Annotated in this window: 13 protein-coding genes; 1 reads left to right on the forward strand and 12 read right to left on the reverse strand. The window is 72.8% G+C overall.

Annotation, left to right across the window (positions count from 1 at the left end):
- Positions 1 to 35 precede the first annotated feature (35 nt).
- From hypE to ACX93N_RS14175, 12 genes are all read right to left on the reverse strand, one after another.
- Positions 36 to 1,088: a hydrogenase expression/formation protein HypE gene (hypE, locus tag ACX93N_RS14120; RefSeq protein ID WP_459429081.1), complete on the reverse strand. Its 1,053-nt coding sequence runs from the start codon at positions 1,086 to 1,088 to the stop codon at positions 36 to 38.
- Positions 1,085 to 2,194 carry a hydrogenase formation protein HypD gene (hypD, locus tag ACX93N_RS14125; RefSeq protein ID WP_459429082.1) on the reverse strand — a complete coding sequence of 370 codons (1,110 nt, stop codon included), beginning with the start codon at positions 2,192 to 2,194 and terminating at the stop codon, positions 1,085 to 1,087. Before hypD ends, hypE begins: the two co-directional genes overlap by 4 nt.
- Positions 2,191 to 2,430 (reverse strand): HypC/HybG/HupF family hydrogenase formation chaperone, encoded by a 240-nt coding sequence (locus tag ACX93N_RS14130; RefSeq protein WP_459429083.1) that lies wholly within the window; start codon positions 2,428 to 2,430, stop codon positions 2,191 to 2,193. Before ACX93N_RS14130 ends, hypD begins: the two co-directional genes overlap by 4 nt.
- Positions 2,421 to 4,772 carry a carbamoyltransferase HypF gene (gene hypF / locus ACX93N_RS14135; RefSeq protein ID WP_459429084.1) on the reverse strand — a complete coding sequence of 784 codons (2,352 nt, stop codon included), beginning with the start codon at positions 4,770 to 4,772 and terminating at the stop codon, positions 2,421 to 2,423. Before hypF ends, ACX93N_RS14130 begins: the two co-directional genes overlap by 10 nt.
- Positions 4,769 to 5,038: a hydrogenase/urease maturation nickel metallochaperone HypA gene (locus ACX93N_RS14140; protein ID WP_459429085.1), complete on the reverse strand. Its 270-nt coding sequence runs from the start codon at positions 5,036 to 5,038 to the stop codon at positions 4,769 to 4,771. Before ACX93N_RS14140 ends, hypF begins: the two co-directional genes overlap by 4 nt.
- Positions 5,031 to 5,540 (reverse strand): hydrogenase maturation protease, encoded by a 510-nt coding sequence (locus tag ACX93N_RS14145; RefSeq protein WP_459429086.1) that lies wholly within the window; start codon positions 5,538 to 5,540, stop codon positions 5,031 to 5,033. Before ACX93N_RS14145 ends, ACX93N_RS14140 begins: the two co-directional genes overlap by 8 nt.
- Positions 5,537 to 6,853: a Ni/Fe hydrogenase subunit alpha gene (locus tag ACX93N_RS14150; protein WP_459429087.1), complete on the reverse strand. Its 1,317-nt coding sequence runs from the start codon at positions 6,851 to 6,853 to the stop codon at positions 5,537 to 5,539. The genes ACX93N_RS14145 and ACX93N_RS14150 overlap by 4 nt, the downstream gene beginning before the upstream one ends.
- Entirely contained in the window at positions 6,846 to 7,619 is a 774-nt protein-coding gene (locus ACX93N_RS14155) for an NADH-quinone oxidoreductase subunit B family protein (protein WP_459429088.1), read from the reverse strand. Before ACX93N_RS14155 ends, ACX93N_RS14150 begins: the two co-directional genes overlap by 8 nt.
- Positions 7,619 to 8,464, reverse strand: coding sequence for an FAD/NAD(P)-binding protein (locus ACX93N_RS14160; protein ID WP_459429089.1), 846 nt, complete (start codon positions 8,462 to 8,464; stop codon positions 7,619 to 7,621). Before ACX93N_RS14160 ends, ACX93N_RS14155 begins: the two co-directional genes overlap by 1 nt.
- Positions 8,451 to 8,921 carry a cyclic nucleotide-binding domain-containing protein gene (locus ACX93N_RS14165; RefSeq protein ID WP_459429090.1) on the reverse strand — a complete coding sequence of 157 codons (471 nt, stop codon included), beginning with the start codon at positions 8,919 to 8,921 and terminating at the stop codon, positions 8,451 to 8,453. The genes ACX93N_RS14160 and ACX93N_RS14165 overlap by 14 nt, the downstream gene beginning before the upstream one ends.
- Positions 8,918 to 10,084: a 4Fe-4S dicluster domain-containing protein gene (locus ACX93N_RS14170; protein ID WP_459429091.1), complete on the reverse strand. Its 1,167-nt coding sequence runs from the start codon at positions 10,082 to 10,084 to the stop codon at positions 8,918 to 8,920. Before ACX93N_RS14170 ends, ACX93N_RS14165 begins: the two co-directional genes overlap by 4 nt.
- A 149-nt stretch (positions 10,085 to 10,233) precedes the next feature.
- The gene (locus ACX93N_RS14175) at positions 10,234 to 11,583 is read right to left on the reverse strand and encodes an alanine/glycine:cation symporter family protein (RefSeq protein ID WP_459429092.1); all 1,350 of its coding nucleotides are present in this window, start codon (positions 11,581 to 11,583) and stop codon (positions 10,234 to 10,236) included.
- Between the two features lie 136 nt (positions 11,584 to 11,719).
- Between ACX93N_RS14175 and ACX93N_RS14180 the strand changes: the two genes are divergently transcribed.
- Positions 11,720 to 12,682: a pyridoxal-phosphate dependent enzyme gene (locus ACX93N_RS14180; protein WP_459429093.1), complete on the forward strand. Its 963-nt coding sequence runs from the start codon at positions 11,720 to 11,722 to the stop codon at positions 12,680 to 12,682.
- The last annotated feature ends 30 nt before the right edge of the window (positions 12,683 to 12,712 follow it).

A 12,712-nucleotide genomic window follows, 5' to 3' on the forward strand; every position in this document is an offset into this window, starting at 1 on the left:
TTCCTGTTCCGGCTCCGGTTCTTCACCCCGCCCGATCAGCAGATGCGCGGTAGCTGCTCGCCGGTCAGCATGTCCAGCGGCCGTTCCGTGCCCACCGCGGTTCTCGCCCGCACCTCGCCCGCGCCCGGCCGCACCTCGCCGATGTCCCGGGCATCGGCTGCGACCGCCGATTGCCGCAGCAGGTTGAGGGCCCGCCCGGCCTCCCGCTCCGGCACGAGAGCGATGAAGCGCCCCTCGTTGGCAACGTGCAGCGGGTCGAGGCCGAGCAGTTCGCAGAGGGCGCGCACGTCCTCGCGCACGGGCACCCGTGACTCGTCGATGGCCAGGGTGGCGCCCGCGCTGCCCGCGAGTTCCACCAGCGCCGAAGCGAGCCCGCCCCGGGTCAGGTCGCGGAGGCAGCTCACGGTGACGCCGGCCTCGAGCAGCGGCAGCACGGCACCGGTAAGCGGCGCGCTGTCCGACTCGATGGCCGTGGCCAAGGCAAGGTCTTCCCGCGCCGCCATGACCGCCATGCCGTGGCGGCCGATATCGCCGCTCAGGATGATCCGGTCACCGGGCCGGATGGCGCGAGGCCCGATGGCCACCCCCGGCAGCAGCGCGCCGACGCCGCTGGTCGCCAGGTAGATGCCATCGCCGTGGCCCGCCTCGACGACCTTGGTGTCCCCGGTGACGATGCTGACGCCACTGGCCGCGGCGGCATCGCGCATGGAGGCGACGATGCGGCGAAGGGTGGCCAGGGGCAGCCCCGCCTCGAGGATGAAGGAGGCGCTCAGGTGTCGCGGCCGCGCCCCGGCCATGAGCAGGTCGTTGACGGTGCCGTGTACCGCCAGGGAACCGATGTCGCCGCCGGGAAACTCCAGCGGCTGGACCACGTAGCCGTCGGTGGTGAACGCCAGTTGCGCGCTGTCCGGCGTGAACACCGCGCTGTCGTGACCGCCCGTTTCCAGGGGGTCCCCGAAGGCGGGCAGGAAGACGGTCCGCAGCAGCTCGTGCATGAGGCGGCCGCCGCCTCCGTGCGCGAGCTGGACGACGTCCGTCGCCCGGGGCGCCGGGCAGACCAGCCCGCCGTCCGCGCCACCGGCGGTCATGGCGTTGCCTCCGTTGCACGCTCGCGGCGGTAGCGGTAGTAGGCCGCACAGGCACCCTCCGAGGAAACCATGGGAGCCCCCAGGGGATGTTCCGGGGTACAGCGCGCGCCGAAAGCCGGACATTCCCGGGGCGTGGATACGCCGCGCAGCACCTCCCCCGCGATGCAATCGCCGTTCTCGGCGGCCGTTTCCCCGGGCGTTAGCCCGAACACGCGCAGCGCATCCTGGTCCGCATAGGCCTCCCGCAGCGCCAGACCGCTGGCCGGCAGGGCGCCCAGGCCGCGCCAGTGCCGCGGGACGACTTCGAACACCTCCTCGACCAGCGCGCGGGCCGCCGGCTGCCCGTGCTCGCGCACCGCGCGGCCGTAGGGATTCTCCACCTGCGCGCTGCCCGCCTCCAGCTGCGCCAGGCACAGGGCGAGGCCGTGCAGGATGTCCACAGGCTCGAAGCCCGTGACCACGACGGGCACCTGGTAGCGCGCGGCGAGGCGCCGGTAGTCGCTCCAGCCGGTGACGGCGCACACGTGCCCCGCCGCGAGGAAGCCGTCGACGCGCTTTCCCGGCGCCGCCAGGATGGCCGCCATGGCCGGTGGTACCAGCACCTGCGCGACGAGCAGTGAAAAGTTCCCGATGCCCCGCTGCCGCGCCTGCCAGGCGGCCATGGCGTGCGCCGGGGCCGTGGTCTCGAAGCCCACGGCGAAGTGCACGACCCGCCGCTCCGGCTCCCGTTCGGCGATGGCCAGGGCATCCATGGGAGAATAGACGATGCGCACGTCCCGGCCGGCGGCGCGCAGCCGCAGCAGATCCGTCTCCGACCCCGGGACGCGCAGCATGTCGCCGTAGGCGCAGAGCGTGGTCTCCGGGCGGTTGGCGATATCGATGGCCGCGTCGATGAGCGCGACGGGGGTGACGCAGACCGGGCAGCCCGGGCCGTGGACGAGGGTAAGATCCGGGGGCAGCAGCTGGTCAAGGCCGAAGCGGGCGATGGCATGGGTCTGGCCGCCGCAGATTTCCATGATGGTCCAGGGCCTTGTGATCGTGGCCGCGAGCCGGGCGGCAAGGTCCTGCGCCAGGCCGGCGTCCCGGTACTCGTCGACGTATTTCACCGCAGGCCCCCGGCGGTGGCTGCCGCGAGGTCCTCGAGCACCCGCTTCGCTTCCGCCTCGTCGATGCAGGCGATGGCGAAACCGACGTGGGTGAGTACGTAGCTGCCCACGGCCGCCTCGGGCGTGAAAGACAGGTTCACCTCGCGCCGCACCCCGCCGAAGCTGACCGTGCCGAGCCGTGCCAGCGGCTCCTCGGACAGGATCGCCTCGACGCGACCGGGGACGGCTAGGCACATGCTGTGTCTCCCCCGCCGGTGGCCGCGTGCTCGGCGTGCACTGCCGCCCAGAGCTGCCCGAGGGCGATACCGCCGTCGTTGGCCGGCACCCGTCGCGCGAGCAGGACCCGGTAGCCGCGCGCCTCGAGTGCCGCCGCAGCCGCCTCGGCTAGCAGCCGGTTCTGGAAGCAGCCTCCGGTCAGCAGGACCGTGTCGACACCGCTGTCGGCGGCGTTGCCGAAACCCGCTGCAAGACCCTCCCCGAGCGCGCGGTGGAAGGCGAGCGCACAGGCTCCGGCGCTCGCGCCGGCCCGGTACGCGGCGAGAATCGACGCGAGCGCCGGTGCCCAGTCGAGGATGGCCGGAGAGCCGGGGCGGAGCTTGACCGCCGCGGCCGGCACGGGCTCGCCCCGGTCGCGGGCATCTTCGGCGGCGAACTGCAACTGTTGCGCGGCCTCGCCGTCGAAGGACACGGCCTGGCACAGCCCGAGCAGGGAGGCGGCGGCATCGAACAGGCGTCCGGCGCTGGTCGTTTGCGGCGAGCGCAGGCCCGTCTCCAGCAGCCGCGCGAGCAGGCGTCGCTCGCCAGCGGGGCAGGCGGCGAGTCCAGGCAGGCCCTCGCCCGCGTCGTCGAGAACCCGCAGCACGGCCAGGGCCGTGCGGTAGGGAAAGCGGATCGCGCCCTCCCCCCCGGGCAGGCGGAAGGGGCGCAGGCAGCCGGTGCGCCGGACATGGCCGGCGCCGACGCGGAACAGCTCGCCCCCCCACAGCGTGCCGTCGTCGCCGAGCCCGGTTCCGTCCCAGGCCGCGGCGAACACCGTTTCCTTGGGGCCGATCCCGTGCTCTGCCAGGGCGGCAAAGACATGAGCGGTGTGGTGCGGGACCGCAGCGGTGGGCAGGCCCCGGCCCCGTGCCGCACGCGTCGAGGCATAATCCGGGTGCGTGTCGTGGATGACCCGCTCCGGCTGCAGGCCCAGGAGCTGCGCGAGGTCCTCCGCGGCGGCGCGGTGGGCCGCGAGCGCCGCAACGCTGTCGAGGTCGCCCAGGTGCTGGCTGAGGAAGGCCCGGCGCCCGCGGGCGAAAGCGACCGTGTTGCGGTGCTGCGCGCCGACGGCGAGCAGCTCCCGCCGCGCGGCAAGCGGCAGGCTGAGGGGGCGGGGTACGTAGCCGCGCGCCCGGCGCAGCAGCTGCAGATCCCCGGCCGCGAACTGCACCACGGAGTCGTCCAGGGCGCGGGCGATGGGCCGGTCGTGGGACAGGAAGCAGTCCGCGATCGCCGCCAGCCGTTGCAGCGCGTCCGCCTCGCGGTGGCAGAGGGGTTCGCCAGGGCGGTTGCCGCTGGTGGCGACGACGGCGTCGCCGAAGTCGTCGAGGAGCAGATGGTGCAGCGGCGTGCAGGGCAGCATGACCCCCCGGTAGGGGTTGTCCGGCGCGACGCCGGCGCTCACCGCCGGCGCCCCCGGCGCAGGCTCACCGCGGCTTCGAAGCAGGACAATGGGCGCTTCCGGGGACGCCAGCGCCGCCGCCTCCCGCTCCTCAACCGCGCACAGGGAGCGGGCGGCGTCCAGCGACGGCAGCATCAGGGCGAAGGGCTTGCGCGGCCGCGCCTTGCGGGCGCGCAGGGCGGCGATGGCGTCGTCGCTGCCGGCGGCGGCGAGAAGCTGGTAGCCGCCGAGTCCCTTGAGCGCGACGATCCCGCCCCGGTGCAGGCACGCGCAGGCCGCGGCCAGGGCGCCGTCGCCGCGGGCCCGGACCCGGCCATCCGCGCCGGACAGCACCAGCGACGGGCCGCAGTCCGGGCAGGCTATCGCCTGGGCGTGAAAGCGGCGGTTTCCCGGGTCCTCGAACTCCGCCCGGCAGCGCGGGCAGAGCGGGAAGGCGGCCATGGTGGTCCGCGCCCGGTCGAAGGGCAGCGCGGTGATAATGGAGTAGCGCGGCCCGCAGTGGGCACAGGTCGTGAACGGGTAGCGGTAGCGACGGTCCGCGGGGTCGCGCAGCTCGCGGGTGCAGGCGTCACAGAGGGCGAGGTCCGGGGGAACGCCCGGTGCGAGTTCGCCGGCCTGCTCGCTCGCGGCGAGGCGGAAAGCCGGCGGTACCGCTTCCCCCGGTGCCGCCTCCCGGCGGATGGTCTCGACGACCGCCGGCGGCGGCGCGTCCCGGCGCAGGGCCTCGACCAGGGCGCCGATTGCCGGCGGATCGCCGACGGCGAGGATTTCCGCGCCGCCGGGGCTGTTGCGGACCCAGCCGCGCAGGCCCAGCATGGTCGCCACGCGGAAGACGAAGGGGCGGAAGCCGACGCCCTGTACGACGCCCGTCACGGTGATCCGTTCCCGGGCCGGGGCGGGTGCCAGGGCGGCTGTCATCGCGGATACTCCAGTTCGATCGCGCGCAGGCGGATGCCCTGGGCGTCGGGCGCGGCGGCGTTCGTCTCGCAGTGGCACTCCACGGCAGCGCCTTCCGCGACCGTGCCGCCGCTCGCGGCGTCGAAGTGCTCGGCGAAATGCTCCGGCGTCATGTGCGAAAGGGCACCGAGGCTCACGCTCAGGCGCTTGACCCGCAGCGCCCCCTCGCTGCGCGCCACCTCCTCGATCTTGCGCATCAGGTCGTCCATGAGCGCCCGGTCATGCATGGTCTCTTTCCTCCTCGCCGGCGAGGTCGCGGGCCTCGCTGCCGGCGCGTTCGACGGCCAGCTCGATACCGCGGCGCACCGCGGCCGAGAGCGGTGCGCCGGGGGTGAAGTCGTCGCCTTCGATAGCGAGCACGACAACCCGGGGCGGCAGGGAGCCCAGGGCCCGCGCGAGTTCCAGGGCCTCGGCGAGGCCGAGGTCGTGGCTCGACGCCTTGCGGCGGATCGCGGGCAGCGGTTCCGCGCTGGCGTCGAAGCGCGCCACGGTGCCGGGGACAGCGCCGGTAAGCACCGCGTCGATCAGGATCACGGCGCCGGCGTCGCGCCAGGCATCCATCAGTTCCAGCGCATCCCCGCGCACCTCCCGCACAGCGACACCGGTGGGTGCTTTGCCGGCCAGCCGCTCGGCAGCCACCCGGCCGGCCGCGTCGGCGCCGCACTCGGGGGTGCCGAGGCCCAGCACCAGGACCTTCGCCGCGCCCGGCGGTGCCAGCGCCGCGCTCACGTCCGCCGGACCTCAAGCTTCAGGAAGTGGGTGGCGCAGGAAATGCAGGGGTCGTAGTTGCGGATCGTCTGCTCGCAGCGCCAGCCGAGTTCCGCGTCCGACAGCCCGGCGTTGGCCTCGAGGACCCGGCGCAGGTCGGCCTCGATGGTGGCCTGGTTCTGCGAGGTCGGCGGCACGATCCGCGCCGCGAGGATGCTGCCGTCCGCAGCGACCTCGTAGCGGTGATAGAGGATGCCCCGGGGTGCCTCGGTGATGGCGCAGCCGACGCCCGCCCGGGGCACCACCGGGACCGCCGCGGCCGCGGGCGGCTCGTAGCCGTCGATGAGGCGCAGGGCTTCCTCGCAGGCTTCGACGATCTCCAGGGCGCGAACGATGATGCTCTGGTAGGGGTTGCGGCAGACCTCGCCCAGCCCTGCCTCGCGTGCCAGCTCCTGCACGAGCGGCGACAGCAGCGGCGCATTGAGTGCGTAGCGCGCCATGGGCCCCGTGAAGTAGCTGCCACCGCCGATCCGGCGGGCATGGAGCGCGGTGGAGTGTGGCACCTGCAGCTCCTCGAAGTGCGCCTCGAAATCCCCCTGCTCGATGTCGAGGCCCCGGCTCGACCGCAGCCGCCCCTCGTTCATGGGGTAGCGTTCGGCGCCGGCGAGGGCGACGAACTCGTAGTCGTGCTCGAGCGCGGGGAAGTCGAAGCCGGCGACCCAGCGCACCGTGGCCACCGCCGCGTCGCGTGCCCGCTGCAGCGGGTCGACCAGTGCCGCGAGCTCCGCGGTCGACGGCAGCCGGTAGAAACCGCCGACCCGCACATTGACCGGGGCCACCGAGCGGCCGCCGAGGCAGGCGATCAGGTCATTGCCGACGCCGCGCAGCGCGAGCCCCCGGCGCACGATGTCGGGCTGTTGCCGGGCAATCGCTACCGCGTCGTCGGCGCCGAGAAAATCCGGGGCGTGCAGCATGTACACGTGCAGGGCGTGGCTCTGGATCCACTCGCCGCAGTAGAGCAGGCGGCGTAACTCGCGCAGGGGGCCGTCGACGCTGACCCCGCAGGCACGCTCCATGGCGTGGCAGGCACTCATCTGGTAGGCCACCGGGCAGATACCGCAGATGCGCGCGGTGATATCCGGGGCCTCGCTGAACTGGCGGCCCCGAAGCAGGCCCTCGAAATAGCGCGGGGGCTCGAAGATGCGCAGTTTCAGCTCCTCGACCCGCCCGTCCGCGAGGCGCACGTCCAGGGCGCCCTCGCCCTCCACCCGCGCGAGGTAGTCCACCGCGATGGTGCGGGTCCTGCCGCCTCTGCCGTCGTCGCGGTCACTCATGGCGCTCGCTCTCCTCACGGAAGGCCGGGGCATTGGCATTGAAGGTGCGCAGGTAGCGCACGATGCGGTCCTTTGCCATGCCCTGGTCCCGCCAGAGCCCGGTGAGGGCCCGGGTGTTGGCGCCGTCCCGGGGCCCGAAGCAGCCGTAGCAGCCCCGGTGGCAGCCGGGGCAGAGGGCGCCGCAGCCCTCCTGGGTGATCGGGCCGAGGCACGGCTCGCCGCGGGCGACGGTGACGCAGACGTAACCGCGGCGCTTGCACTCGATACACACCGTGTCGCGGCCGATGTTGGGCCTGCGGCCGCTCAGGAAGGCGCCGATGACCTCAAGCAGCTGGTTCCGGTCGATGGGGCAGCCGCGCAGTTCGAAGTCCACCGGCACGTGCTCGGCAATGGCGGTGGAGGTGGCCAGGGAGTCGATATAGGCCGGTGAGGCATACACGCCGGCGCGCAACGCGTCGCTGTCGCGGAAATTGCGCAGCGCCTGGATGCCGCCGGCCGTCGCGCAGGCACCGATGACCACGAGGTAGCGGCAGCGCTCGCGCACCTCGCGGATCCGCTCCCGGTCGTGGTCGGTAGTGATCGAGCCCTCGACGAGGCCGAGGTCGAAGGGCCCGGGGTCATCGCGGCGGCTGGCTTCCTTGAAGTAGGCGATCTCCAGCTCCCCGGCGAGCGTGAGCAGCGCAGCTTCGCAGTCGAGAAGCGTGAGCTGGCACCCGTCGCAGGAAGCGAACTTCCACACGCCCAGCTTGCCCCGCGCCCCGGCCATCACAGTTCCGGCACCGCGAGCGCCCCGGCGACGCGCGCGTAGGTGAAAACGGGACCGTCCCGGCAGACGAAGTCGGGGCCCAGCTGGCAGTGCCCGCAGAGACCGATGGCGCAGACCATGTTGCGCTCGAGGGAGAGGAACGCCCGCTCCGGGTGAACGCCGAGTGCCACGAGCTGCTGCAGGGTGAAGCGCATCATCACCTCCGGGCCGCAGACGAAGGCGGTCGTGTGTTCCGGGTCGACGCTGATCCGCGAGAGAAGCCGGGGCACGACGCCGACGTTGCCCCGCCAGCCGGCGTCCGCGTGATCCACGGTCACCTGCAGTTCCAGGTCATCGCGCCGCGCCCAGGCCGCGAGGTCGTCGCGAAACACCATGGCCGCGGGCTCGCGGGCGCCGTAGAGCACGCTGACCCGGCCGAAGGCATCGCGCTCGCGCAGTATGTCCAGCACCAGGGCTCTCACCGGCGCGAGGCCGATACCGCCGGCGGCGATGAGTACGTCGCCGCCGCGCGCCGCTGCCAGCGGCCAGGGCCGGCCGAAGGGGCCGCGGACGCCGACGGTGTCGCCGGTGCGCAGCTCGCAGAGGGCGTGGGTGACGGCGCCGACGTCGCGGACCGTATGCAGGGCGCCGTGACCCCCGCCGTCGAGCGCCGCCCCGGTGCCGCTCATGGAAATGGGGGCCTCGCCGACCGCGAAGGCGTAGAGCATGTTGAAGCGGCCTGCTTCGCAGGGCAGTGGTGGACCGCCGTCGGCCGGTGCGAGGTCCAGCGTCACCACGTCGCCGGTCTCACGGGAGCACCCGGCGACGCGGAAAGGGCGCGGCAGCATCGGCTCAGCCCCGGTCACGGTCACCCCCGTAAACGTCGAGCAGCTGCAGCCGCGCGGCGGCGGAGCGCCGGGCGAGCTCGCCGGCGAAGCGCTTGACCAGGTCGTAGCCCAGGCGGCTGTCGCGCTCGCAGGTAGCGCGCAGGCAGCTGCCGTCAAAGGCCGTGACCCGTGTGGTGGTGCGCGCCCGGGCGTCGAACTGCCAGCGATAGGGCGGTATCAGCCAGGACCAGCCGAGGACGTCACCGTCCTGCAGGGTCTCCAGGGTGAGCCAGCCGCGGTTGCCGCCGTGAGTGAGCAGGGCCACGCGGCCGTGGCGGATGAGGTAGAACCGGTTGGCCTCGCCTCCCTCGCGGAATACGTGCTGCCCCGGCTCGAACTGCTCGTTCCAGGCACAGCCGGCGAGCGTGGCGAGATCCGCGTCGGTCATACCGGCGAAAAACGGGTGATCGCGCAAGAGGGCCTGGAGGTCCTTCACACCCTGCCCCCCGTTGCGCCGGGCGCGCCGCTGCTCCGTTCCCCGTCCCGGGCGGCGATGACGGCGACTTCCTCCGTGAGGTCGATGCCGACGGGGCACCAGGTAATGCAGCGCCCGCAGCCCACGCAACCGGAGCTGCCGAACTGCTCCACCCAGGCGGACAGCTTGTGCGTGAGCCACTGGCGGTAGCGGGCAGCGGTGGAGCCGCGCATGCTGCCCCCGTGCGTGTAGGAGAAGCTGGCGTTGAAGCAGGACCCCCACTGCTGCCAGCGCTCCGCCACCGCGCCGGTGAGGTCAGCGGTATCCTCGATATCGCTGCAGAAGCAGGTCGGGCAGGCCAGCGTGCAGTTGCCGCAGGCCAGGCAGCGATCGGCGATCTCTTCCCACCGCGGGTGCTCGCGGTTGCGCGCCAGCAGCCCCGGCAGCGTTGCCGCCGCCGGTTTGCGCGGCTGCTGCGCCCGGGCCTGCGCCGTTGCCGCCCGCGCCCGTTCGAGGTCAGCCTCCCGGGCGGGTCTCGCGGGGACAGACGCCAGCATGGCCTCCCCCGCCGGGGTACCGCGCTCGACCAGGAACTCGTGCCTGTCGTCGCCGGCAAACTCGGTCAGTGCGAGATCGAAGCCCTCCTCACAGCGGGGGCCGGTGCCCATGGCATCGCAGAAACAGGTGGCCGCCGCCTGGCCGCAGTTCACCGCGACGATGAAGGAGGCCGCGCGGCGCCCGAGATAGTGTTCGTCGCGAGCGCCCGGATACCGGAAGACCCGGTCCTGGACCGCCAGCGCCGCGAGGTCGCAGGCCCGGGGCCCGATGAGGGCGTAGCGCGGTGTCGCCACCTCGCCTCCAACGGGCTCGAAGACCCCGTCGCGGAGCTGCAGGGCCCAGAGTCGCCGTCGCGGCGGAAAGAAATACTTTTTCCAGCTGTCCGGTCCGGGGTTGTGGCGGAAGAACCCCTTGCCTTCCCCCCGGTGCAGCCGATAGTGCCCGGGCGCCTGCTCGTCGCCACAGCCGGCGGGCAGGTCGGCGGTGGTCTCGATGTCCGCGCAGACGATGGCATCGTCTCCGGGCGTGGGGCCGACGGTCCGGAAGCCGGCAGCACGCAGAGCGGCGAGCAGCGCGTCCAGGCCGCACCGGTCGATGACCGCGAAGCTCTCTGCAGGCAATGGCATCTGTTATCTCCCCATCCGCGGCCCGGCGCAGCGCGGCATGGATCTTTCGCCACAGTATAGGTGAGGGGGACGGCCCGCCGGCGTGGACCCGCCGTCTCCTTGATCTGCCTCAAGGTCCGTCTGCCCGCAGAACGGTGCCCGTCTGCCGGTCAGTAGGGGTGGCGGCGGAAGTACTCCCGGGCCGCGGCCCGCACCCGCGGTGCCAGGCGCAGGGACACGATCATCGTCGGGATGGCCATGAGGCCGTAGCATCCGGAGATGATGTTGAACACCACGTCGATGCTGACTGCGGCGCCAAAGACGACGGCGAGCACGTAGAACCAGCGGAAGTGGTGCTGGATGTGCGCGCCGAAGAGGAAGCCAAAGCACTTGGCGCCGTAATACCAGCAGGTGAACATCGTGGTCGTGCTGAGGATCAGCGTGACGACCCCCAGGAGCAGCGCGCCGGGGATGCCCAGCTCGTTGCGGAAGGCCCCGGCGGTGAGCGTGATGCCGGAGAGCCCCTCCGAGCCCTGCCAGTCCCCGGCCAGCAGCACCACGAGCGCGGTGCAGGTGCAGACGATGAGGGTGTCCGCCACCGGCCCGAGCATGGCCACCAGGCCTTCGCGCACGGGCTCGTTGGTCTTCGCCGCGCCGTGGGCCATGACCTCCGTGCCGACCCCTGCCTCGTTGGAGAAGGCGCCGCGGCTGATGCCGATGAGGATGACCCCGAGCAGGCCGCCGCCGACCGCCTGGGGCTGGAAAGCCTCGCGGACGATGCTGGCGAGGAGCCCGGGCACCTCCGGCGCGTGAAGCGCCAGCACCAGCAGGGTCATGGCGAGATAGATCACGACCATGGTCGGCAGCAGCGCCACGGCCACCGCCGCCACCCGGCGCAGGCCGCCGAAGATCACCGCCGCCACCAGCGCCGCGATGGTGCAGCCGACGACGAGGTTGAAGTAGCCCGGAGCGGCATCGACGGGAAGGAAGTTCTCGCGGACGAGGGCCGTCAGCTGGTTGGCCTGGAAGATCGGCAGGGTGCCGACGAGGCCGGCGATGGAGAAGAGAATCGCCAGGGGGTAGTAGCGCCGGGGAAGCGCCTCCCGGATGATGTACATGGGGCCGCCCTGGAGGCGGCCGAGGTCGTCGCGGCCCCGGTACATGACGCCGAGGCTGCAGGTGAAGAACTTGGTGGCGATGCCCACGGTCGCCGAGACCCACATCCAGAATACGGCCCCCGGCCCGCCGGCCGAGATGGCCAGGGCCACGCCGGAAATGTTGCCGAGGCCCATGGTGCCGGAGAGTGCCGCCGCCAGCGCCTGCCCGTGGGTCAGCTCGCCCTGCTCGTCGGGCTGATCGTAGCGGCCGAGCATGATGCCCAGCGCGTGGCCGAGGTGCCGGTAGGGCAGCCCCCGGGAATAGAGGGCGAAGAACAGCCCGCCGCCGAGGAGCAGGAGCACCAGGGGAGTGCTCCAGACGGCATTGACGAAGGTGAGGGAGAGGGCTTCGAGGGTCTCCATGACACTCCCGGGCAAAAGGGCGCAGCTTAGCACGGCCTTTCCGGGAGGAAGCGGTGCCGCCCGCGGCAGCCCCGGGGCGTTGTTACCGGCCGCCAATCACGCAACAATGGCCGGCCCGACGCCACACGCACGACCGATGACCGCCGACCAGCAGCCCGACAGCGTCACCCTTGCCGATATCGAGGCCGCGCACGCCCGCATTGCGGGCGTGGTGCACGATACGCCGGTGCTCAGCAGCCGGCTGCTCGATGCGCACGCACGCGCCACGCTGTTCTTCAAGGGCGAGCACCTGCAGCGCGCCGGCGCCTTCAAGGCCCGCGGCGCGAGCAATGCGGTGCTCGGCCTGCCTGATGAGGTGGCGGCCCGCGGCGTGGCGACCCACTCCTCCGGCAACCACGGCGCAGCCCTCGCCATGGCGGCGGCCGGGCGCGGCATCCCGGCCTGGATCGTCATGCCGGAGAACGCGCCGGCCGTGAAGCGCGCCGCGGTGGCCGGCTACGGCGCCACCATCGTCGCCTGCGCGCCGACGCTCGCCGCCCGCGAGGAGACCCTGGCGGAGGTTGTCGAGGCCCACGGCGCGCACGTGGTGCACCCCTACGACGACGCGCGGGTGATCGCCGGCCAGGGCACGGTGGCGCTGGAGCTGCTCCGCGCCGTGCCGGACCTCGACCTGATCGCCGCCCCGGTCGGCGGCGGCGGCCTGCTCGCGGGCATCGCCGTGGCGGCGAAGGCAGTGAAGCCCTCCCTCGAGGTGATCGGGGTGGAGCCCGCCGGGGCCGACGACGCGTTCCGCTCCTTCGGTCTCGGTGAGCTGCAGCCGCAGACCGACCCGCAGACCATCGCCGACGGCCTGCGTACCAGCCTGGGCGTGCGTAATTTCGCGCTCATTCACCGCTTCGTGGACACGATCGTGACGGTCTCGGAGGAGGCCATCGTCGAGGCCATGCGCCTGCAGTGGACGCGCATGAAGACCGTCATCGAACCCTCGGGCGCCGTGCCCTTCGCCGGCGTGCTCGAGCACGGGGAGCGGTTTGCCGGGCGCCGCTGCGGCATCGTGGTATCCGGCGGCAACGTCGACCTCGACCGCTTGCCCTGGTGACTGCCCAGGCTGGAGCGGCGCCGCAAACCA

The sequence above is a fragment of the Pseudohaliea sp. genome (genome assembly GCF_054552115.1).

Bases quoted from the DNA above. Each gene is read 5' to 3' on its own strand.
- ACX93N_RS14180 (WP_459429093.1), top strand. From the start codon at position 11,720: ATGACCGCCGACCAGCAGCCCGACAGCGTCACCCTTGCCGATATCGAG.
- hypF (WP_459429084.1), bottom strand. From the start codon at position 4,772: ATGACAGCCGCCCTGGCACCCGCCCCGGCCCGGGAACGGATCACCGTG.
- ACX93N_RS14130 (WP_459429083.1), bottom strand. From the start codon at position 2,430: ATGTGCCTAGCCGTCCCCGGTCGCGTCGAGGCGATCCTGTCCGAGGAG.
- ACX93N_RS14150 (WP_459429087.1), bottom strand. From the start codon at position 6,853: ATGAGTGACCGCGACGACGGCAGAGGCGGCAGGACCCGCACCATCGCG.
- hypE (WP_459429081.1), bottom strand. From the start codon at position 1,088: ATGACCGCCGGTGGCGCGGACGGCGGGCTGGTCTGCCCGGCGCCCCGG.
- ACX93N_RS14175 (WP_459429092.1), bottom strand. From the start codon at position 11,583: ATGGAGACCCTCGAAGCCCTCTCCCTCACCTTCGTCAATGCCGTCTGG.
- ACX93N_RS14155 (WP_459429088.1), bottom strand. From the start codon at position 7,619: ATGGCCGGGGCGCGGGGCAAGCTGGGCGTGTGGAAGTTCGCTTCCTGC.
- ACX93N_RS14170 (WP_459429091.1), bottom strand. From the start codon at position 10,084: ATGCCATTGCCTGCAGAGAGCTTCGCGGTCATCGACCGGTGCGGCCTG.
- ACX93N_RS14140 (WP_459429085.1), bottom strand. From the start codon at position 5,038: ATGCATGACCGGGCGCTCATGGACGACCTGATGCGCAAGATCGAGGAG.